A 21100-nucleotide genomic window follows, 5' to 3' on the forward strand; every position below is an offset into this window, starting at 1 on the left:
CAGTCCTGCCAACTAGACAGACTGAATCACTGGTATCTCTGAGTCGCAACCGCGGCCTTTTTCAACGGAATCGGCCAATTGCGGACGTGCTCCCACCTGCGGGATCGGAACGAACTATTCGCCAAGTAGGGAAATGTTGGATTTACGGCATGCTGTCGGGTGGCATGCACCAGCATTCGCGGGGATGGCCGTTCCGTGGCATTTCCAATCCGTCGTCTGCCTTGGGCGGATTGGTTGCGTCATGATGGCGCGCCCTTGCGTTTGAGAGTTGACTACATTTTCCTTTACCGGCGGCCTATTTTTCGTGCTCAAGGTTTTCGCACCGGGTGACTCCCGAGAAGGAATGGAACTTGCGTTTCTCCTCGAGGATTGCGCGTTCGACATCGAACGACGTTAGCTCTAGCGAACGATTTAGCGGCCGAGATATCGCCACCGGCGTCAAATAAAAACGGTCGCTGCCCTACGCACGACAAAGATGAGATGCTCGGTGCCCTGTGGAAAGCAATTCGGCGAGCGAGACACGAAACATGACGGTCCCACAAGCTTTGATCGAGACTGCAAGCGCCTATGAGGCGCTCTTCGTTCCGGCTCTTTTCCGGCAATGGGCTGCAGTCGTAGCGGATGCCGCGCAAATTAAGTCTGGAGATCGAGTCTTAGATGTCGCGTGCGGCACCGGCGTCCTGGCCCGTGAGGCGGCAGCGCGTGCAGGACAGACCGGCCATGTCGTCGGCATTGACCCACATGCTGGAATGCTGGCAGTGGCACACGGTATTTCGCCCGCAATCGACTGGCAGAACGGCACGGCCGAGGCGCTGCCGTTCCCGAATCGCTCCTTCGACTCCGTCGTCTGTCAGTTCGGGCTCATGTTTTTTGCCGACCGCAACATGGCGGTTCGCGAAATGATGCGCGTGATGGCTCCTGGCGGACGCTGCGCGGTCGCGGTTTGGGACACCCTAGAGAATGCCCCCGCATTCGCTGCTCTTGTGGCCCTGCTCGACCGCATCGCTGGCAACGCCGCTGGCGACGCGCTGCGGGCGCCCTTCGTGCTCGGGGACCGACAAGTGCTCGCCGCGCTCTTTGGCGGCGCAGAAACCGGATCTATCAATGTCACGACCCATCGGGGCACAGCACGGTTTCCGTCCACACATGAGTTCGTAGAGGCGGAGATTAAAGGCTGGTTGCCCGTGATGGGCGTTATTCTGCCCGAGCCAACGATCAACCGCGTCCTGTCAGAAGCGGAGAACGTTCTCGCGCGCTATGCTACGCCGGCGGGTGGCCTGGCCTTCGATGTATTCGCGCATGTAGTCAGCTTAAGGAAGCTCTAGCTGCCTGGGCTTCTGTTAGAATGGGATGGTCCGGCCGTCTCCAGCCCCGCCAGTGCGAGAAGCTGGCAAGGGGTGGAGCACGCCATGTCTCAGAACCTCAACACAGCGTCGCCGTGATCGGCATCGATATCGGCAAGAACTCGTTCCACCTCGTGGGTCACGCGGTGCCATCGTGCTGCGTCAGAAGTGGTCAGGCAGCCAGGTGGAAACACGGCTCGCCAACTTGCCGCCGTGCTTGATCGGTATGGAGGCTTGCGTTGGCGCGCATCACCTCAGTAGCAGGCTCCAAATGCTTTGCCACGACGCTCGCTTGATGCCGGCGAAATACGCGCGCCCCTACTCGAAGGGGCAGAAGAATGACTTCCGAGATGCGGAAGCCATCGCCGAGGCTGTCCAACGCCCGACCATGAAATTCGTCGCGACCAAGACAGCCGACCGGCTCGACCTTCAGGCGCTGCACCGCGTCCGCGATCGATTGGTCGGTCAGCGTACCGGCGTCATCAATCAGATCCGTGCGTTCCTTCTGGAGCGGGGCATCGCCGTACGGCAAGGCCCGCATTCCCTGCGGTCCGAGTTGCCGGATATCCTCGCGACGCGTACCGATGTGCTCTCGCCTCGCATGTTACGCATTATTGAGGATCTGGCGGGCGACTGGCGCCGGCTGGATGCGCGTATCGAGGGGCTGTCTAGCGAGATCGAAACGCTGGCCCGTCAAGATAAGGCCTGCGAGCGACTGATGGCGGTGCCCGGCATTGGCCCGCTTATCTCCAGTGCAATGGTGGCCGCGATCGGCACTGGAGACGTATTCTTGAAAGGCCAGCTGGGGGGCCAAACGGAGATGTCCGATGGATGTGGCAGGCTGGCGCTTCGCGCATGTGAAGAGAACTCTCCGCGTCCGGGCGGTCATTGTCGGCCTACGGAAAGAGGCCGTTTATCTGCCCGGTGGTGGTCGCAATCGGCTCGCTGATCATGATCGGCATCACGCTCTGCAAGGATTGGCCGCAGTGAGGGTGCTCACGTCTTCGCAGCCAACTGCGGCGCGAGAGCGGACGGCCCTTGGACCGCCGCTTTGGGGCCACACCGGAAGCTCGAAGCAACTATGGTTCGGGCAACGGTGGCAAAGCTCCGACCTGATGAAGCATCGCAAAGCGATCCGGCACTCTCCAATGCTTAACTAGCTTTCCGTTCTCAAATCTCGGCATATGGCGATGACGGTTATGCTGATCGGTTTGCCTGAGAGCCGGTATGTTCCGGTCGCTGTGCTTCGGGCCCAGACATTGTTGCCGCTCTCGACGAGGTCTTCAACCGTAAGCGTGAGCCCTTGTATGTCGCCGCGAGCTGTTTGGATCTGATCTTTCAAAAGCTCTGGACCGGGAACATGGCTTGGCCAAGTCTTCGTGCTCAGACAGTTTGGCAGCACAAACTTCATCAGCAAATGGACAGGTCTCCCTGATTGAGCCTCGTTCGACGATGGCGTTGAACAATCGGGCATCCGTGGATCGGGCGACCAGTTGCGCCATTGCCATTGTCGCTCCCGCCGCCAAGCCGATTGCCGCGCCCGAGATAGATGACACAAAATCGCGTCTTGTCGTGTTCGCCCTCATCGCGTTGCGCTCCTGTAGGCAAACTCACCGGCCCATCCAAGCGGATGCAAAAGCTGATAGCAAGCCCGAGAACGGCTTCACAGGTCCGCTATGCCCTTCAGTGCAGAACGTGGCGCCTGCGGCGCAATGCGGGCCGACAACCGCCCGTCAGTGGTCGCAACGCCAGCTACGCTCATAGGGTTTCAATCGTCGCGCTTCCGGGCAACGCCGCCGAGTGCAGACGGTCGATTGAACTTGCGCTTGACGTAGGTCCCGGCAACGGCGACGAGCGCGAGCGTGATGATGGCGGCAACAAAGATGAGTTCGTATGTGTCCATGGTATTCTCCGAGCTGCGGCCCATGGTTATGGCTGATCGGAGTACGCTAAAAAAGTGGGTCGCGGGCTAGTACCGCCCCAATGGGCAATCATGTCACTTGATTTCGTTGATCTGGATCAAGCGCAGCGCCTATACTAGTAAGAAGACCATAGCCCGCACGTTCGGTGTTTGCGCAACAGTAAGCTTGGTGGATCCGCACCACAGCCGACTCTGCGGCCTGCGCTGCAGTTCGGCGCCCTCGGTGCTTCGTTGGGGAGCGGCAGGCGATCACTTTAGCCGCCTACCTCGACTGCGGCCTGGAGAGAACCGATAATCGTCGAAAGCCCCGCGCCCCTTCGCAGCGCCGATCGGCCGACCGTGATAGGCGTCAGGCCGGAAGACCAAGCGAGAGAACGGCTATGCCAAAGGCCTACCTAATCGCTGAGCACATCGTCACCGAGCCCGCTGTGTTTGAGGAGTACCGGGTCAAGGTTGGACCGACGATCGAAAAATATGGTGGGCGATATCTGACTAAGGGCGATGAGCACCGATTTCCCGAAGGTGGTCATTGGGAGCCCGAACGCGTCGTGATCATTGAATTTCCGGATCGGCAATCACTCTACGATTGGTACAACTCACCTGAGTATCAGCCGCTCATTAAGTTGCGGAAAGAAAGCACCAGCGATCTGGATATGTTGATCACGCTTGAGGGGGTCTAGCACGCGGGGCGTCGAAGGCGACAATGGAGCTTTCGCGGAACGGCGCAAGGGCCGGTTGCGGCGCCGACAATTCCTGGCAATACATCCGGTCGATCTTGCGCTGCATTGGTGCATAACAGCCGCATGCGACGCGCTCGAGCCGCGCCCGGTCGATCTCTACAAAGCCGCGCCGGTCGGACGGGATGGCGCCCGCCGCGCGAAGCTTGCTCATCGTCAGCGTCACCGTCGTTCGCCGCACCCCCAGCAATTGGGCAAGCGCCTCCTGCGTCAGCGGAAGCACGTCGTCGGGAACGCGGTCGTGGAGCTGTAGGAGCCAACGCGCCATGCGGCGATCCACCCGATGCAGCGCATTGCAGGCGGCCACGTGCTGGAGCTGCAACAACAGCGCGCGGGCGTGGACCTGCACGACAGTCCTGATGGCTTCGCTCTGCGCATAGGCAGCCCGGAATTTCGCGACGGAAATCAGCGAAGCCGTGCCGGCCACGCGAGCAATCGCGGTCACGGATGAAAGCGACGGGCCCAGCACGGAGAGCGAAGCCAAAGCGCCTTCCCGTCCCATCAACGTGGTTGCGACGGTTTGCCCGTCGGGCATATCGAGCATGAAGGCGATCGCGCCGCTATGGGGAAAATAAACCTGGTCGAGCTGATCGCCCGACCGCACCAAGACGGCGTCGGGTTGGAACGAGACTCTTTGGAAGTGCGGCGCGAGCAAGTCCAAATCTGCCGGCGGCAACGCCGCCAGAAGCCGATTCCCGAGGCTGGTCGAGTTATTTATGGCAGCATCCATGAATGTCATTTCGACCTAAAGCGACGCGCGGCCGCGGTGCAAGTCTCTTTTGAGGTGGATTTTGTGTCTTTGGCAGCATCATTAGGAGAAGCAATTGCAAAATGCGTATGGGTAACACCGTACGGCATGGGATAAGTTCCTAATCCCGGTACGTGGCATATCCCGTGCCAAGCTAGGTCGAATTACGGGCAAGAGGTACAGACTTAGGGGCGCGGCGAAGTAGTCTCTTCACACCCCGTGAAATATTGGAAACTGACTTCACGGAAGATCGATTCAAAGGCCGTGCACCGCGACCGCTCCCAGCGCGAGCACGATGACAGCCAGGAGAGAGAGAGAGAGCAGTCCCTTGCCGCCCATCATTCCAGACATCATGTCGTGCATCATCGCTCACCTCATTCGGCGTGCTCCACAGGCGCATTCGCCCGCGCGGGTAGTTGTGGCTTGCCCGCGTGAGGTAAACGGGAGCCTTTGACCAATCCGAAGATTGCCGGAATCACGATCAACGTGAGCAGGGTCGACGAGACCATGCCGCCGATCATCGGAACGGCGATACGTTGCATGATCTCGGAGCCGGTACCGGTGCTCCACATGATCGGCAGCAGTCCCGCCATGATCGCCACCACGGTCATCATCTTCGGCCGGACGCGCTCGACGGCGCCCTCCATGATCGCTTCGCGGAGATCGGCACGGATAAGCGTCCGTCTTTCGGCGGCGCGGCGTTCCCTGATCTCCACAAGCGCCTGGTTGAGGTAGATCAGCATCACGACGCCGGTTTCGGCGGCGACGCCGGCGAGCGCGATGAAGCCGACGGCAACGGCGACGGAAAGATTGAACCCGAGCCACCACATCAGCCAAAGCCCGCCGACCAGTGCAAATGGCAATGACAGCATGACGATCATCGTCTCGGTGATCGACCTGAAATTGAGGTAGAGCAGCAGGAAGATGATCAGCAGTGTCGCCGGCACGACGATCTTCAGCCGCGCCATGGCCCGTTCGAGGTATTCGTACTGGCCGCTCCAGACGACGTAGTAGCCGGGTGGAAACTGGACGCTGGCTTGCACAGCCCGCTGCGCATCGGCGACGTAGCCGCCGAGGTCGCGATCACGGATGTCGACGTAGATGTACGTCGCCAATTGGCCGTTCTCGGTCCGGATCGTGTTCGGACCCCGTGCGGGCTCGACCTTTGCCACTTCGCCCAGTGGTACGGCTCCGCCGCCCGGCATCGGCACCAGGATGTCGCTGGCGATCTTCTTCGGATTGTCGCGAAGGTCTCGCGGGTACCGCATGTTCACGGTGAACCGCTGTCGCCCCTCCACGGTGGTGGTCACGCTCTGGCCGCCGAGGGCGGCTGCGATCGTGTCCTGCACGTCCTGGACCATGATGCCGTAGCGCGCGAGCGCGACCCGGTCGGGCGCGATTTCGAGGAAGTAGCCGCCGAGACCCCGCTCGGCATAGGCGGACGACGTGCCGGGCACGGCCTTGAGGACCTGCTCGATCCGCTTGGCCAGTTTGTCGATCTCGACGAGATCGGTTCCGATGACCTTGACGCCAACCGGCGTTCTGATGCCGGTCGAGAGCATGTCGATGCGGGCCTTGATCGGCATGGTCCAGGCGTTCGACACACCGGGAAATTGCAGCGCCTTATCCATTTCCGCGACGAGGCCATCGATCGTGAGGCCGGCCCGCCACTGCTCCTTCGGCTTCAGATTGACGACGGTCTCGAACATCTCAGTCGGTGCCGGGTCGGTCGCCGTCGAGGCGCGCCCGGCCTTGCCGTAGACCGACGCCACTTCGGGGAACGAGCGGATGATGCGGTCCTGGGTCTGCATCAGTTCGGCGGCCTTCGTCACCGATATCCCCGGCAAGGTGGTCGGCATGTACAGCAACGTGCCCTCGTTGAGGTTCGGCATGAACTCGGTGCCGAGCTGGCGGGCCGGCCAAATCGTGACGCCGAGCACGACGAGCGCCAGCAGGATGACGAGCGTCTTGGCGCGCAGCACGCCTGCGATCACCGGCCGGTAGATCCAGATCAGGAAGCGGTTGATCGGGTTGCGGTACTCCGGAACGATCCTGCCCCGGACGAAGATCACCATCAGCGCCGGCACTAGAGTGACCGACAACAGCGCCGCCGCCGCCATCGCGAAGGTCTTGGTGTAGGCGAGCGGACTGAACAGCCGGCCTTCCTGGGATTCAAGCGTGAAGATCGGCATGAACGACACGGTGATGATCAGCAGGCTGAAGAACAGCGCCGGCCCGACCTCTGAGGCGGCTTCGATCAGGATGGCGGTGCGCGACTTGCCGGGTTCGGCGCGTTCGAGATGCTTGTGGGCGTTCTCGATCATGACGATGGCGGCATCCACCATGGCGCCGATCGCGATGGCGATGCCGCCGAGGCTCATGATGTTGGAGCCGATGCCAAGCAACTTCATCGCGCCAAACGCCATCAGCACGCCGACCGGCAGCATCAGGATAGCGACCATCGCACTCCGGACGTGCAGCAGGAATACGACGCAGACGAGTGCGACGACGATGCTCTCCTCGACCAGCGTGTGCCGCAGCGTGTCGATGGCCGCATAGATCAGGTTCGAGCGGTCGTAGACGGGGACGATCTCGACCGACTTCGGCAGGCTGGTCGCGATCTCCTTGAAGCGCTTCTTGACGTTCTCGATCACGTCGAGCGCGTTCACGCCGAAGCGTTGCAGCACGATGCCGCTCGCGACTTCACCTTCGCCGTTGAGCTCCGTGATGCCCCGGCGTTCATCCGGGCCGAGCTCGACGCGGGCCACGTCCCGCAGCAGGACGGGTGTCCCGCCGTCGTTCTTGAGAACGATGTTGCCGAGATCGTTGATGCTCTTGAGATAGCCCTTGCCGCGGATGACGTACTCGAATTCGGAGAGCTCGACCGTCCGCCCGCCGACGTCGGCATTGCTAGCCCGGATCGCCTCCCGCATCTTCTGCATGGTGATGCCGAGATCGCGCATCCGCTGCGGGTCGAGGATCACGTTGTACTGCTTGACGAAGCCGCCGACGCTGGCGACCTCGGCGACGCCTTCGGCCTTCGCCAGGGCGAATTTCAGATTCCAGTCCTGGATCGTCCGGGTGTCGGCGAGGTTCAGTTCCTTCGACACCATCGCATATTGGTAGACCCAGCCCACGCCGGTTGCGTCCGGACCTATCGTTGGCGCTACTCCAGCCGGCAGCCGCGACGCCGCGGCGTTCAGGAATTCGAGCACGCGCGAGCGCGCCCAATAGATGTCGGTGCCGTCCTCGAAGATCACGTAGACGAACGAAACCCCGAAGAACGAGAAGCCGCGCACCACCTTCGACTTCGGCACGGTCAGCATGGTCGTCGCGAGGGGATAGGTCACCTGGTCCTCGACGACCTGGGGCGCCTGGCCCGGGTATTCCGTGTAGACGATGACCTGGGTATCGGAGAGATCCGGGATCGCATCGAGCGGGAGGTGGACGAGCGCGTAGATTCCGGCGGCGGCGGCGAAGCCCGTGCCGAACAGCACCAGCAGGAGATTGCGCGCCGACCAGGCGATAAGGCGGGCGATCATGGGCGCGCCCCTGGCTCGGCGGGTTGCGTGCCGGCCTCCGCGAACCCCTTCAACGCCGCCTTAAGATTGCTCTCCGCGTCGATCAGGAAGTTCGCCGAAGTCACGACCATTTCACCTTCGGACACGCCTTGGGTCACCTCGACGAAATCGCCGCCGTGCCGGCCGAGCTTCACTTCGCGCGGCTCGAAGCGGCCCTCGCCCTTGTCGATCAGGACGGCTTGGCGGGTGCCGCTGTCGAGCACTGCGCTCTCGGGAACCGCCAGCACCGGTCCCGGGGTGCCAGTCTCGATTTCGGCATCGATGTACATCTCCGGCCGTAGCAGTTCGTCCGGATTTGGCACCTCCACCCGAACCCGCGCGGTGCGCGTGGCAGCGTTGAGATGCGGATAGATCAGGGCCACCGTGCCGTCGAAGGCCTGGCCGACGAGAGCGCGCGGCCTGATGGTCACCTTTGCCCCGAGCGCGACCTGCGGAAGATCGCGCTCCGCAACGTCGATGAGGACCCAGATCAGGCGGTGGTCGGCGATCCTGAACAGCACGTCGCCGGGCCCCGCCCGCATGCCGGGGACGACGTTGCGCTCGAGGATCTCGCCGTCCTGCGGCGCGAGCCAGGGGATCGAGAGCGAGATTTCCCGGGTGCGTTCGAGTTCCTTGATGGCAGCTTCCGGAGCAGCAAGATTCTCCAGTCGCCGGCGCGCGCCTTTCAGGTCCTTTCCGGTCGCGCCGGCGTTGAAGGCCGAAAGATATTCGGCGGCGGCGCTGGAAAGCGCTGGGCTGTACACGTTCAGAAGCGGCTGCCCCTTGTGGACGTGATCGCCGGTCGTGACGTTGGCGACGCTCTCGACGAAGCCCTCGAAGCGCAGCGCGACGACGGAGACGCGTCTCTCGTCCTCGCGAATGGTACCGGGAGCACGGATCAAGGACGTGACGGGTCGTTTGACGACCGCCTCGGATTTCGCGCCTGTACGCTGTATTTTCCCAGTCGACAGCTTCACCGACCCGTCATCGCTGTCCTCTCCTTCATAGACTGGGATGTAGTCCATTCCCATGGAGTCCTTCTTCGGCACCGGCGAGATGTCCGGCAGGCCCATCGGATTCCGGTAGTATTTGATCTTGCGCTCGGCGCCGGCGGCCTCGGTCTCCGCCGGCGCTTCCTCCGGCTCGTCGAAGCTGACGTCGGCCCTCGCAGGAACGGCTCGGTAATCGCGGCCGTCGGGCGTCTTCTTCGGCGTCAACGAGTACGATGGCTTCCCGTCCGGATCCCGATAATAGATGGTCGCGCTATCGGCGGCAGCTACCGACGAGACAACGGGTTCGAAAGGCATCGCTCGCGGGATCGCACCCGCGAGCAAGCCGACGCCCGCCGCTGCGAGAATCGCAGCGGCTGCGCCCGCGATCACGGCGCGGTTCATTTCTGCGCCGTGACGACGAGTTTGCTTTCGACCGTGCCGGTCTCACCCTGGACCTTGGCCCCGAGCGAGAGCTGCCAGCGTCCTGCCATGCCGAAAGTGGCCTTGAACCGGTAAGTCCCCGGCTCGGCGCCCGGCATGGGCGTCACCTTCGTGACCATCTCTTGCATGCCGTCCGGAGCCATATCCAGGCGAGATGCGAAGATGACGGCATCCGGCACCGGCTTGCCAGTCTTCTTGTTGAGAAGGCGGACGGTGACGATCTTGTCCGCTCCGGCCCGCACCGTCGGCTCGATCAATTGGAATTCGTAATCCTTGATGTCGGCGAACGCGAGCTTCGGCGCCCCCATGATCGAGAGGCCGATCAGCGCAGCGGCGAACGCGCGCGCAGCAGTGGTAGTCTTCATGATGTTCTGTTCCTCGAAACGTCTGATGGACCGCCGAAGCGGCATGTCTCGACGCGCGCGTCCCCTCGGTTCGCGCGTCAACATTCCGGCGCCGCGGCGCCGGTCAGACGATGGTTCGAGGTGGATGATCCGGCGGATGCTCGCCGAGCCCGTCGATCATTAGATCGTCGGGAAGAGCGAATCCGCTGCGCGAAAAAGTGCGCTCAAGCAGCGCGCCGGCGCTATCGGGGCCCGGCATGCTGATCGTCAGCATGCAGAGTGCGATGAACGGGCAGGATCCGCAGTCCTTGGCCTTTTGGTCCTGCTCAACTGGGCAGCACGGCATGTCGTCCGCCATCGCCTGCATCTCGCCAGCGGCCGCGACCTTCTGTAGCGCAGCCATCGCCGGCACCGACAAAGGCGCAGCGAGCAGCCCCGCCGCCACGGTCAGCGCAATCAGCCAGTTGAAGACCTTCCTCGGACCCATGGAGCCTTTTCCCACAGCGCGAGGATTCACGCAAATTGCCAGTTCATCACGATTTCGCCACCGCTACTCATTGGATGGCTGCCTCGACCAGCTCGCGAGGAGATCGAGAGTGCGCGCGACAGCGGACCCGCGATGCAAGCACATTGCGGAACAATGACAAGCACTCTAGCCATCGTCTTGAACGTCCGCACGATCTCACGTAAGTATCTCCGAGGGGACGAGCAGACCCCCCTTGAGACTTCGGTCCAAGCTCTGCGCAGCACGCAACACGTGGAGCTTGCGCATGGACACCGAAAGACACACCTTTCCCCGACGTACCGTCGCCGTCCTCTCGCGAGGGGACGTCGTTGCGCGTCGAGATGCGACCTCGAAAAACGGCCGCTTTGTCGACGTCTTCGACGCACTTGCCGACGTCGGCATCGAGGGTCGCCCCGCGATCTACGACGAGAGCTTCGCGGACGCCGTCCGCGAACAATTGCTCGCGGTCGACGGCGTGCTCGTCTGGGTCAATCCAATCCAGGACGGCCGAAATCGCGCCAATCTCGACGCCCTGCTGCGCTACGTCGCCGCCCGAGGCGTCTGGGTAAGTGCGCGCCCCGATGTCATTCTCAAGATGGGCACCAAGGAGGTACTCTACCGCACCCGCTCGATGGGATGGGGAAGCGATACAGCGCTATATCAAACCGCCGAGGCGATGCGCGCTGAGTTGCCGCCGCGGTTCGCCACAGGTCCCCGCGTTATCAAGCGCAACCGGGGTAACGGAGGCCAAGGCGTCTGGAAGGTCGAGAGGTTGCCAACTTCCCCCAAGATGAGGGTGCTGGACGCGACCAAGGACGCGCCCGAGGAAGTGACGCTGGAAGACTTTGTCAGCCGCTGCGCGGAGTATTTCGAAAATGGCAGCGTGATCGCTCAACCGTTCCAGCCTCGCCTGACCGAAGGCGTCGTGCGCTGCTATATGGCTGGCGATCGCTGCGCCGGCTTCGGCCATCACAAAGTCAAAGCTCTCGTTGACTCGCCGGCCGCTCGTTCCGAGGCCGGGCCGCGGCTCTACACGTCCAATGCCGACCCGCGCTTCCAGCGGCTGCGTCGGTTGATGGAAAACGAGTGGACACCACAACTAACTTCGCTGCTGGATATTGCGCGAGGTGACCTGCCCGCGCTCTGGGACGCCGACTTCATGCTCGGCCCCGTCCAGGCCGATGGGAGCGACAGCTACGTGCTCGGCGAGATCAACGTCAGCTCGGTGCATCCCTACCCGGACGAGGCGCCGGCGGAGATCGCCAGGCGGGTTGCCGATCGGCTGCAGCTTAAGCTGTGACGCATGCTGACGGTCAGCGGGCTCAAGCGCTTGCACATCTCCGTGTCATTCGACTTGCAGGACGGCGAATGCGTCGCCCTGCAAGGGCCTTCCGGGGTCGGGAAGACTCTGCAGCTTCGCTCCATCGCAGACCTCGATCCCAATGAAGGGAAGGTCAAGCTCGACGGAACGCTGAGAGAGGCGATGCCCGCCCCCGCCTGGCGAAAGCGAGTGACCTATCTCGCCGCCGAGCCCGGCTGGTGGTCCGACAACGTTCAAGAGCACTTCACGACCTGGAATGCCCTGCCGCTGGTCACGCGCCTGGGGCTTCCGGACGACTGCGGACCTTGGCCGATCCAAAGGCTTTCGACCGGCGAGCGACAACGTTTGGGGCTTGTGCGGGCGCTCATGCTGCGATCGCGGGTGCTTCTGCTGGACGAGCCAACTTCGGCGCTCGACTCGGCATCCGTCGCGGCCGTGGAATCCCTGATCGCCGAACGCATTGCGAATGGAACGAGCGTCATCTGGAGCACGCATGACAACGCTCAAGCCCGCCGCGTCGGGTCAAGGATATTCGCGATGGGCCCTGATGGTGGCATCGAGGAAAACCGGCCGTGACCTACATCCAGCTTTCGTACGGTGATCTGGCCCTACCCGCGCTTCTTGTCGTCATGGATGGCGCTCTCTCGCTTGTTCTCCGTCTCAAGCTTGAGAAACAACTGGCCATCGCGACCGTGCGCATGGTGGTTCAACTCGTCCTCGTTGGATACGTTCTGACGTTCCTGTTTGCCGCGGTCTCGCCCTTCTGGACCGTCCTTGCGGCCGTCATCATGGTTCTCTTCGCATCTCGGGAAATCGTCGCGCGGCAGAAGCGGCGCCTGCCGGGTATCTGGAGCTACGGCTTGGGCGCCGGATGCACGCTGCTTGCCGCCGGTATCGTCACGATGTTTGCGCTTCTGACGCAGCTCCGTCCGGATCCTTGGTATCATCCGCGCTATTCTCTGCCGTTGCTGGGCATGATCCTGGGCAACACGATGACGGGGATAAGCCTGGGCTTGGACGTGCTGACAAATAGCCTGGTGCGCGAACGAGCCGCTGTGGAAGCCTGTCTTGCACTCGGCGGCACCCGATACCAAGCCTTGCTGCCAGTCATACGGGACGCGTTGAGAAGCGGCTTCATGCCGATCATGAACAGCATGGCAGCGATCGGCCTCGTTTCCCTGCCGGGAATGATGACTGGCCAGATTCTTGCGGGCGTCGAACCGGTTGATGCGGTGAAGTATCAATTGCTGATTATGTTCCTGATCGCTGGCGGCACTGGTTTAGGGACGCTGGCCGCCGTCCTCGGTGGCGCACACCTGCTGACCGATCATCGACACCGGCTCCGCCTCGATCGAATTGCAGCAGAACGGTCAGAATAGCCGGGATACCAATCATTCCGCCGCTCCGTTGCATGCCGTTTCCTACATTGGCTCGCTTGATCACGGTCTGTCTGGCGAACCTCGAGTAGAGCGCTGGCAACACCACAAGCGTCAACAGCGTCGCGGTCAGCAGCCCTCCGATCACGACGGTGGCAAGTGGCTTCTGCACCTCGGCACCCGTCCCTGTGGCAAGCGCCATCGGCACGAAGCCGAGCGAATATGCGCTGGGAAGCCGATCCATTCGGTAGAATGACCAGCGCTAGTCCCCTGCTGGACCCAGCGTAAATTAGTCCGCTGAGGCAGCATTGCGATCTAGGAGCTGGTTTTAGCTTCCAAAACTGCCGAGTGTTTCCGGGATGGGCGGGGGCTCGGCGGAAGCTGCCCGGTAGGAATCAGGAAGCCTTCGCCCTGGCCCGCTCGCGGGCGGCCCGGCGGCGCTGACGACGTTGATCCCAGCCGAGCCGGGTTGAGGCCGGAAGACGAGCCGCTGGCGCGGTAGGTGACGGCTCCGCTCCAGCTGTCTGTCTTTCCGGCTCCGCTTCGGGAGGTCGAGCCTCCATGAGCTCGAGCACCGGGCGTCCCTTCTCGGTGAGACGCCAGCCGCCGTTCAGGCGCTCGACCGTCATTTCACGTCACCCTTCTTCGGTGGTCGGGGGATTTCGCGCACGGCACCAGCATCAATGTTCATTGCAGGGCGCAGATACGCGTTCGATAAAGAACTTCCGCATCAAGCACGCGATCGAGGCGCTCGCGCATGAAAAGCGCCTTATAGTCCAATTGGAAGGCTCCGGAGAAGCCCGTGAACCTTTTCCTGCCCCCGTATGAAAGCCGGTGCAAGCGAGCAGTCTAGTTCGTTACGAGTATCATGCGTTTTCCGTCGATTGCTCCGGACGCCGACCGGCCGCGCTAGTAACGCTGCCCCGCGTGAGAAGCGAGCGCGTCGCCGCCGCCACATCGGCCTGACGCATTAGACTCTCGCCAACCAAGAAGGTCGACATGCCCAGGCGTTTTAGCCTAGCCAGATCGTCTGGGGTGAAAATGCCGCTTTCACCGACGATCAGCCGGTCCTTTGGGATCAGCGGCGCCAGCGCCTCACTGGTGGCGAGAGTGGTTTCAAAAGTGCGGAGATTGCGGTTGTTGACGCCGATCATCGGCGAGCGGAGTTTCAGCGCGCGATCGAGTTCGGCGCGGTCATGGATTTCGATCAAGACGTCCATGTTGAGTGCGAGCGCCGCGTCCTCGATCTCTTTAGCTGCAGTGTCATCGAGCGCGGCCATGATGATCAGGATGCAGTCGGCGCCATGCGCTCGCGCATCGACCACCTGATAGGTGTCAAACATGAAGTCCTTGCGCAGCACCGGCAGATTAGCTGCCGCGCGCGCCGCGACCATGAAATCGACGTGCCCCTGAAACGACGGAGTATCAGTTAGCACCGACAGGCAGGTCGCGCCCCCGGCCTCGTAGGCCTTTGCCAGCGCCGGCGGATCGAAATCGGCGCGGATGAGCCCCTTGGACGGCGAGGCCTTCTTGATCTCGGCGATCAGCGCATGTTCGCCGGCAGCATGACTCTCACGGATCGCCCTGACAAAGCCGCGCGGTGGCTGCGTCGCCTTGGCGCGTGCCTCGATTTCGGAAAGCGGATTCGCGCGTTTGGCCGCGGCGATCTCCTCGCGCTTGTAAGCTTCAATCTTCTTCAAGATGTCTGACATCAGTACCCAGGTTGTCGACGGTACGGTATTCAAAGATCGGCGCTTCGCAGGCCGAGTACAAATCAAGCGTTATTGACGCAAATTCACATCTTAGGCAGTCCGTAATCGTAGCTAATCGTAGGAGCCGATGGGCCGTGACATCGAAGGTGCCATCACAGACGCTCCATTCGCCTTGTTGCTCACAAACCCGCCAATCCCCGGAAGGTAGTGCCCGACAATGCCATGCCGCAGATGGGCATTCCCCCCGAACGCTGCCAGCCACATCGCAGCGCTTTTTTTAACGAAGTAACACATGAGCGACGCCGCGGACCATCAGGCGATATGCTCTCCAATTTGATGTGCATCTGCCACGCCGATCTGGAGCGACGGCTGATTGCAGCGGAGATCCTCTTCGTCGCGGCATGGTTCCCCAACACGGACGGCTGCATTGCACCTCGTCTTGTTCGGTCTATGCGGCGCGCGGCGACAAGGCGCCGTGGCTATGGCGATCAAAACCAATTGCACGACAAGAAACAGCAATCGGTACCGGCTTTCGCCATTGTCAGTCACGGGCCTGCCATATCCGCCAAGACCAAGCGAAAGGCGAACGCGGAGAAGAATCTCGTTCGTTCACAATAGGACGAGTCTCCAAGTGCGGCTTTTCCCTCTCGAATTATTCCGTTAATCGATACTAGGTCTCTCCCAGAGAGCCGGGCCAGAGGAGCGTCACTGCATGACATTCGCAGGGGCTTCACCCTTTATCTTTCCAACGGTGAGCTACCTGTTGCGACGAAGAGCGAGTCCTGTTTCTAGAGCCGCGAGACGCTTTGATTTGGCTAAATGAGCCTCCAGAAGAGCGCGGATCATTCCGGATGTGAGCTGGATCATCCGTACCGGGCAAGTACCAGGAGAACGTGGCCAGGGCTCGACGAATGGAACTTGCTTGAGCGTTGCCCTTTTGCCACCTGCACTCTGCTCCGAATAAGTAATCTGGGGCTTTCGGAGTATTGCTTATGTTCGATGTTTATCTCAGCGACAAACGTGTCCTGCTCGTCGTGAGGAAAGGATTTCCCATACCGCTCAGTGGCACATCGGCTAGATGGCGCAAAAGAAACAAGAAGGTCCCCAAAGTCAGTGACGAGATCGCGTCAACCGTTCAGAAGCAAGGCTACTACATGCGCAAGCTGCGTGACGTTAAGCCTGTGGCACCGGCTTAGTTGCTATCGCTAGGCGCGATCCACGCGCTATTCCGCGTGATCAATCGCTTCGTCGGCACCCTGCCCCCCGATGCCCGGCGTCTTTCCCGCCACATGCGGCTGTCAGCAGATGCGAGAGCTAGCGTCGCGGCGTTCGTCCGCGTATTCGGTCGAAGCCCTGCTTGATCGCTGCGAAGCGCTTGTCGATGAACGGTTCGTGCTCGGTATCGGTGAAAATGTAGGGCCAGTCGTTTTCGATGGCCTCGCGAACCAGTTCGCCTACATAGAGCGGATCAATGCCGTTGTTGATCCGTTCCTGCGATGCCTTGATGAACTCGGCGCGGGGTCCTTCTGTCGGCGGAGGGTTGCCGACAGCCCCAGCAAATCGCTGCGGCACGTTTCGCCGAGAGTTCATGATCTGCGTGCGGATGACGCCCGGACACAGAACGGATACCCCAATCTTCCTCGGCGCGAGCACGTTACGCATCCCCTCGGACAGCCCCACCACTCCATATTTGCTCACATCGTACGCCAGACTTGGTCCCGCAATTAGTCCGGCGACGGACGCTGTAGAAACAACCTGACCTCCTTCGCCGTGCGCTTCGATCAGCGGGCCGAAAATCTCGAAGCCCCAGATCACCGACATCAAGTTGACGCCGAGGACCCAGTTCCAGCCTGCATCAGTCCACTCACCATATGTGCCGCCGCCGCCCACGCCCGCATTGTTGACCAATATATGGATTCTGCCATACCGCGCGATGGTCGCGTCAGCTGCCGCCTGAAGTTCGCCTTTGAGCGAGACGTCAGCTTTCACGCCATCGACGTCGACGTTGGCCCGTGTCTTCAGGTCCGCGACCGCTTTTTTCAGCGCCTCTTCCTCGATATCGCAGAGCATGACCTTCACACCCGCCTGGGACAGCGCGGTCGCGATGCCAAGTCCGATCCCCGAGGCAGCGCCTGTCACGAATGCGGTCTGTCCAGCCAAGTCTCTCATGCGCTTTCCGCCTTGCTTTCACTCAACAAATTCGCGCGGCCAGACTGCGGCGCCGAGTGCCGCAATGAACGCGCGTCGTTTCATGTTCCGCGCCCCTGCGCCCAGCCTAGAAATAACCGATCGCTAATTTCACACTAGCACATTGGAAACCACTGCATAACGATAGACAGGGTCGGTTTTGGGGAGCGCTGGCTCCACGCCGACGATGACCCCTCGGGCTCATGTTCGACCGACTCTGCAGGGGGGGCGGCCGCCGTTCGATGTCTGCTCTCCCCGAAATCGACATACTTACTGGAGGCAACGAGATGACGCGAAGGGCCATGTGTGGACGGCTCCGCGTTGGCAAGAAGGCATCTTGCAGATTGGTCTGAGCAGCCATGTGTTGGGCCTGTTAGTGCGGTACTCATGACCCCTTGGCATAATGGCCTCCGCGGATTAGGTCCCGGTCAAAACCTTGCATTCGATAATGCTGTGGCCCACGTGAGTTGTCATGATCGCCGGATCGACTGGCACAGCACTGCGCGCTTTTCGCCCTCCCAACCGTTAAGTCACACCGGAAGTCCGGCGCCATAGCGGAGCGCGATGGGTTCCCTGTACACTGCCCCCTGGCCATCATGGCAGGATGTTCAAAAGTGGACATTAGGCCGGGAACCTCCGGCACGCTGCGGGCCGTTACGTTTCCATCTATCTCGGGCACGCCGTGAAGAGGGCCAAATACACGCTGAGTGGTTGTCGCGACCTCATCGTCGAGGACGAACACGTTTTAGCAAGTGATCTGGAAGTGGTGCTCAAATCTCAGGGCGTGAGCATCGCACACTAACCCTTGCGCAGACCGGCAATGAGACGAGAACGGCTACAACCGCCGCAAAATGGAAGGCGATGCATGTTTAATCTCTCCTGATCGAGAAGGACAGGTATTTGATCAGCGCGGCCGCTCCCAACGCGAGCACGATCGCAACCAGGACAGAGATCAGCCCCCTGCCGCCTATCGTTCCGGACATCAGATCGTAGATCATCGCTCACCTCATTCGGCGTGCTCCGGAAGCCGTAATTCCGTTACAGCCACATTCGCCCGCTCGGGTAGTTGTGGTCTGCCCGCGTGAGGTAAACGCAAGCCTTTGACCAATCCGGAGATTCGACGGAATCACGGCTGGTGGCATTCCTCGCTACGGCATTACGCGGCGCAGCTTCAATAACGATCGTCTATCAGCTCTATGGCGAGAGGTGATTTCCCTCGCCAGCGTTGCAAGGTCATTCTCATCGGGTGGTGGAGAGTCATCTTTTAAACGGACACGAGCTACCGTGAGGATTCAAGTCCGCAGCCTACGCTCGCAATTGCTGTTCCTACCGCGGTTGCCACTGCGGCCAACTCGTCTGCTGCGCCGATCAATGGCACGTCGATCAAGGCGGCGGTACCGCCGTGACGACGGACGTGCACCATCGGTGGGGCGGGGTTGTCGCACATATAATGCGTACCGGGGCTATCCCGCCTATATTTCGTATTGGGGCCATCCGCCCCTTAATTCGTATTGGAGCTATCCGACCTACTACTATCGCGGCTTCTCTTACGGCTGGTGACTAAGGCTCGTGGTGGCTACGACTGGTGTGACATGGAGCAAACGAGGATGCATGCTGAAATGAACAAGCCTGCGGAGCCCCAGCCGGTCACTCCACGAGATGTCGCATGAGCAATCTAGCGAACTGGCTCTACCTTATCGGATCACTGTGCTTTGTTCTTGGTACAGCGATCAACATGCTTCCAGCTTGAGGAAGACCAACATGTATTTGAGGGAGAAAGCGCTCGCGGCGATCGACATGACGGTCATGGTAGAGGTTCCATGTCCGCTCGAGTGACGGGCGTCGCCGTATCCGAGGCGAGAACCGAGGAGAAATTTATCATGAAGGCGATCGTTGTGACGGACCAGGCTGCGGGAACGGCCGGCATGAAGGTGGTGGAGCGGCCCGAGCCGCAGGCGGCGATAAACGACGTCGTCGTTCAGGTTCATGCGTCGGGATTCACCTCGGGTGAGCTGACATGGCCTTCAACCTGGACCGATCGTCTCGACCGTGACCGGACGCCGACGATTCCTGGCCAGGAGCTGGCGGGTGTGGTCACCGCTCTTGGCTATGGCGCGACCGGGCTGTTGGTGGGACAGCGGGTGTTCGGTCTCTCGGACTCATATCGCGGCGGCACCTTGGCGGAGTACGTAGCCGTGGAGGCACGCAACCTCGCGCCACTTCCCGGCGACGTCGACTTCACGGTGGGTGCGGCCGTGGCGATGCCGGGCCTAACCGCGTGGCAGGGACTGTTCGTGCACGGCCGCCTTCAGGCGGGGCAGAGCGTGCTCGTGCACGGCGCGGCCGGTGCAGTCGGTTCGATGGTGACGCAGCTCGCACGAGAGGCCGGCGCCTACGTCATCGGCACCGGACGCGCTGCCGACCATCAAAAGGCGCTCGACTTCGGCGCTCAGGAGTTCGTCGACCTCGAGAACGACGTTCTCGAAGACGTTGGCGGAGTCCATCTGGTTTTTGATGTCATCGGCGGCGACATGGGAAAGCGGTCCGCAAGCCTGGTTCGGGCCGGAGGAACGCTGGTAACCATCGCCGGGCCGACCGAAGCTCGGCCCGCCGACGGTCTGGCGATCGACTTTGTTCTCGTGCCCGATCGCGCCCAACTGAGTGAGATCGTCGAGCGCGTGCGAGACGGGCGACTACGTACAAACATCGGTAAAATCGCGACCCTCGATGATGCCGTCGCCGCTTTCAATCCGACCAAGCGGATCAGCGGGAAAACGATCATCCGAGTTCGTCCGTGAGGAAACAGCGAAGGCGAGCGGTTCTCCTGTCCCACATGGATTGTCGCGTCTGCGCGCCCGCCGGGCTTGCCCATCCGTCCAACTGGTTCTGAGCTGATCCCCACGATCGTGCTCGGCGTGTAGGGATTCGCTCGATGAGCACACAAGACCAACTGCGGTTATCAAATGTTTCCGGTGCTCGATGCGGCACAGGTCCAGACGGCGCTGCAATTCGCTAGCGGGCCGGAGCTGCAGTTCGCGCCTGGCGAGATCGGTATGACCATGGCCAGCGGGATGCCCCTTCCTGGCTCGTGTTGTCGGGCTCGGTCGACATAACCCGGCGCGACAGACTCGACCGCAAGGCGCCGATCGTCACATTCGGCTCGGGCCAGTTCACCCGCGAGGTCAACCAGCTCGCAGGCCCTCCCACGGTCACGTGCGCCCGCGCCGGGAACAAGGAGCCACTGCGCAACTTTTCGACGCAGCGCACCTGCGCGCGCTGATGATCGGCTCGGCCGAGATCGGCGAGACGATTATGCGCGCGCTGATCTCCGCCTCGTCGGCCTGATCGAGGAAGGCGCCGCGGGTAACAATCATCATCGGAGCGCACGACTTTTCCGCCGTCGTTCGACTGCAGGGCTTCCTCGCGCGCTTGGGCTAACTACCAGTTGCTCGACGCCCGCGGCTACGGCCACGGCCACGCGCTTATAGAATGGTTCGGCGTGACACCCGACGATGGACTTGCCCACCGGCATCTCGGGCGATCTAATGACGAGATGATTATTGCGATATAATTAGGAGTTAAACTTTGGGTGGCTGTTCGATTTGTCCTAGTGATCTAGGACAGCGTCTTTCCCCCGCTGATCCCGTCCGCGAGTACGGGACAACGCATCCGACGGTTGACGACGACTTCGCTGCCCCGCGCAGGCAGTAACGACAGGATAAAACACTAGTGGCGGGGTCGGATTGTAAGGCAAGCGGTCGTTTATTTCGGTGGAGTCAGTACGCCATGGCGCTGCTTTCTACCGCGCGATCCGAGCGATCGGCGTAGATGTAGATCGGACGCGCCGTGCCTTCCACGACCTCGCGGGAGATCACGACCTCTTCCACACCTTCCAGGCCCGGCAGATCGAACA

The 21100-nt window shown here is 61.5% G+C and carries 17 protein-coding genes and 3 pseudogenes; 8 read left to right on the plus strand and 12 right to left on the minus strand.

Annotated features, from left to right (window positions below):
- The first annotated feature begins 527 nt into the window (after window positions 1-527).
- A complete protein-coding gene (locus tag SO139_RS40490) occupies window positions 528-1325 on the plus strand; it encodes a methyltransferase domain-containing protein (RefSeq protein WP_498541776.1) in 798 nt (265 codons plus the stop codon).
- A 62-nt stretch (window positions 1326-1387) separates the two neighbouring features.
- Window positions 1388-2145, plus strand: a pseudogene (locus SO139_RS40495) (IS110 family RNA-guided transposase); the annotation flags it as partial.
- A 354-nt stretch (window positions 2146-2499) separates the two neighbouring features.
- Here SO139_RS40495 and SO139_RS40500 read toward each other — a convergent pair.
- Together SO139_RS40500 and SO139_RS40505 are read right to left on the minus strand one after the other, a co-directional pair.
- Window positions 2500-2817: a nuclear transport factor 2 family protein gene (locus SO139_RS40500; protein WP_498541777.1), complete on the minus strand. Its 318-nt coding sequence runs from the start codon at window positions 2815-2817 to the stop codon at window positions 2500-2502.
- A gap of 294 nt (window positions 2818-3111) precedes the next feature.
- Window positions 3112-3246: a hypothetical protein gene (locus tag SO139_RS40505; RefSeq protein ID WP_498541778.1), complete on the minus strand. Its 135-nt coding sequence runs from the start codon at window positions 3244-3246 to the stop codon at window positions 3112-3114.
- A 398-nt stretch (window positions 3247-3644) separates the two neighbouring features.
- Between SO139_RS40505 and SO139_RS40510 the strand changes: the two genes are divergently transcribed.
- Window positions 3645-3944: a DUF1330 domain-containing protein gene (locus tag SO139_RS40510; protein ID WP_498541779.1), complete on the plus strand. Its 300-nt coding sequence runs from the start codon at window positions 3645-3647 to the stop codon at window positions 3942-3944.
- Here SO139_RS40510 and SO139_RS40515 read toward each other — a convergent pair.
- The 5 genes from SO139_RS40515 to SO139_RS40535 all read right to left on the minus strand — a co-directional run bounded on the left by SO139_RS40515 (window position 3925) and on the right by SO139_RS40535 (window position 10573).
- Window positions 3925-4731 (minus strand): Crp/Fnr family transcriptional regulator, encoded by an 807-nt coding sequence (locus tag SO139_RS40515; protein ID WP_498541780.1) that lies wholly within the window; start codon window positions 4729-4731, stop codon window positions 3925-3927. The genes SO139_RS40510 and SO139_RS40515 overlap by 20 nt on opposite strands.
- A 392-nt stretch (window positions 4732-5123) precedes the next feature.
- Window positions 5124-8291, minus strand: a complete 3168-nt coding sequence (locus SO139_RS40520) for an efflux RND transporter permease subunit (RefSeq protein ID WP_498541781.1) — start codon at window positions 8289-8291, stop codon at window positions 5124-5126.
- Complete coding sequence (locus SO139_RS40525) at window positions 8288-9703, minus strand: efflux RND transporter periplasmic adaptor subunit (protein WP_498541782.1); 1416 nt, start codon at window positions 9701-9703, stop codon at window positions 8288-8290. Before SO139_RS40525 ends, SO139_RS40520 begins: the two co-directional genes overlap by 4 nt.
- Window positions 9700-10107: a FixH family protein gene (locus tag SO139_RS40530; protein ID WP_498541783.1), complete on the minus strand. Its 408-nt coding sequence runs from the start codon at window positions 10105-10107 to the stop codon at window positions 9700-9702. Before SO139_RS40530 ends, SO139_RS40525 begins: the two co-directional genes overlap by 4 nt.
- 103 nt (window positions 10108-10210) lie before the next feature.
- On the minus strand, window positions 10211-10573 hold the full coding sequence (locus SO139_RS40535) for a hypothetical protein (protein ID WP_498541784.1): 363 nt from the start codon (window positions 10571-10573) through the stop codon (window positions 10211-10213).
- Window positions 10574-10856: 283 nt separating this feature from the next.
- Here SO139_RS40535 and SO139_RS40540 point away from each other — a divergent pair, with 283 nt between their 5' ends.
- The 3 genes from SO139_RS40540 to SO139_RS40550 are packed head-to-tail and all read left to right on the plus strand — an operon-like array spanning window position 10857 to window position 13291.
- Complete coding sequence (locus SO139_RS40540) at window positions 10857-11891, plus strand: Cj0069 family protein (RefSeq protein ID WP_498541792.1); 1035 nt, start codon at window positions 10857-10859, stop codon at window positions 11889-11891.
- A 3-nt stretch (window positions 11892-11894) separates the two neighbouring features.
- Window positions 11895-12488: an ABC transporter ATP-binding protein gene (locus SO139_RS40545; RefSeq protein WP_498541785.1), complete on the plus strand. Its 594-nt coding sequence runs from the start codon at window positions 11895-11897 to the stop codon at window positions 12486-12488.
- Window positions 12485-13291 (plus strand): ABC transporter permease, encoded by an 807-nt coding sequence (locus tag SO139_RS40550; RefSeq protein WP_498541786.1) that lies wholly within the window; start codon window positions 12485-12487, stop codon window positions 13289-13291. The genes SO139_RS40545 and SO139_RS40550 overlap by 4 nt, the downstream gene beginning before the upstream one ends.
- A gap of 61 nt (window positions 13292-13352) precedes the next feature.
- Here the strand turns inward: SO139_RS40550 and SO139_RS40555 are convergent.
- Both SO139_RS40555 and trpC read right to left on the minus strand, forming a co-directional pair.
- Window positions 13353-13508 (minus strand): annotated as a pseudogene (locus tag SO139_RS40555) (efflux RND transporter permease subunit); the annotation flags it as partial.
- Window positions 13509-14154: 646 nt separating this feature from the next.
- Window positions 14155-15000 (minus strand): indole-3-glycerol phosphate synthase TrpC, encoded by an 846-nt coding sequence (trpC, locus tag SO139_RS40560; protein ID WP_498541787.1) that lies wholly within the window; start codon window positions 14998-15000, stop codon window positions 14155-14157.
- A 207-nt stretch (window positions 15001-15207) separates the two neighbouring features.
- On the opposite strand from trpC, the gene SO139_RS40565 reads away from it, so the two are divergent.
- Window positions 15208-15618, plus strand: a complete 411-nt coding sequence (locus tag SO139_RS40565) for a hypothetical protein (protein ID WP_498541788.1) — start codon at window positions 15208-15210, stop codon at window positions 15616-15618.
- 696 nt (window positions 15619-16314) lie between these two features.
- Here SO139_RS40565 and SO139_RS40570 read toward each other — a convergent pair.
- Window positions 16315-17169 carry an SDR family NAD(P)-dependent oxidoreductase gene (locus SO139_RS40570; RefSeq protein WP_498541789.1) on the minus strand — a complete coding sequence of 285 codons (855 nt, stop codon included), beginning with the start codon at window positions 17167-17169 and terminating at the stop codon, window positions 16315-16317.
- 887 nt (window positions 17170-18056) lie between these two features.
- Entirely contained in the window at window positions 18057-18185 is a 129-nt protein-coding gene (locus SO139_RS40575; RefSeq protein WP_498541790.1) for a hypothetical protein, read from the minus strand.
- An 882-nt stretch (window positions 18186-19067) separates the two neighbouring features.
- Between SO139_RS40575 and SO139_RS40580 the strand changes: the two genes are divergently transcribed.
- On the plus strand, window positions 19068-19985 hold the full coding sequence (locus SO139_RS40580; protein ID WP_498541791.1) for an NADP-dependent oxidoreductase: 918 nt from the start codon (window positions 19068-19070) through the stop codon (window positions 19983-19985).
- Between the two features lie 978 nt (window positions 19986-20963).
- On the opposite strand, the pseudogene clpX reads toward SO139_RS40580, so the two are convergent.
- Window positions 20964-21100, minus strand: a pseudogene (clpX, locus tag SO139_RS40585) (ATP-dependent Clp protease ATP-binding subunit ClpX); the annotation flags it as partial.

It is taken from the genome of Bradyrhizobium sp. UFLA05-89 (genome assembly GCF_059803475.1).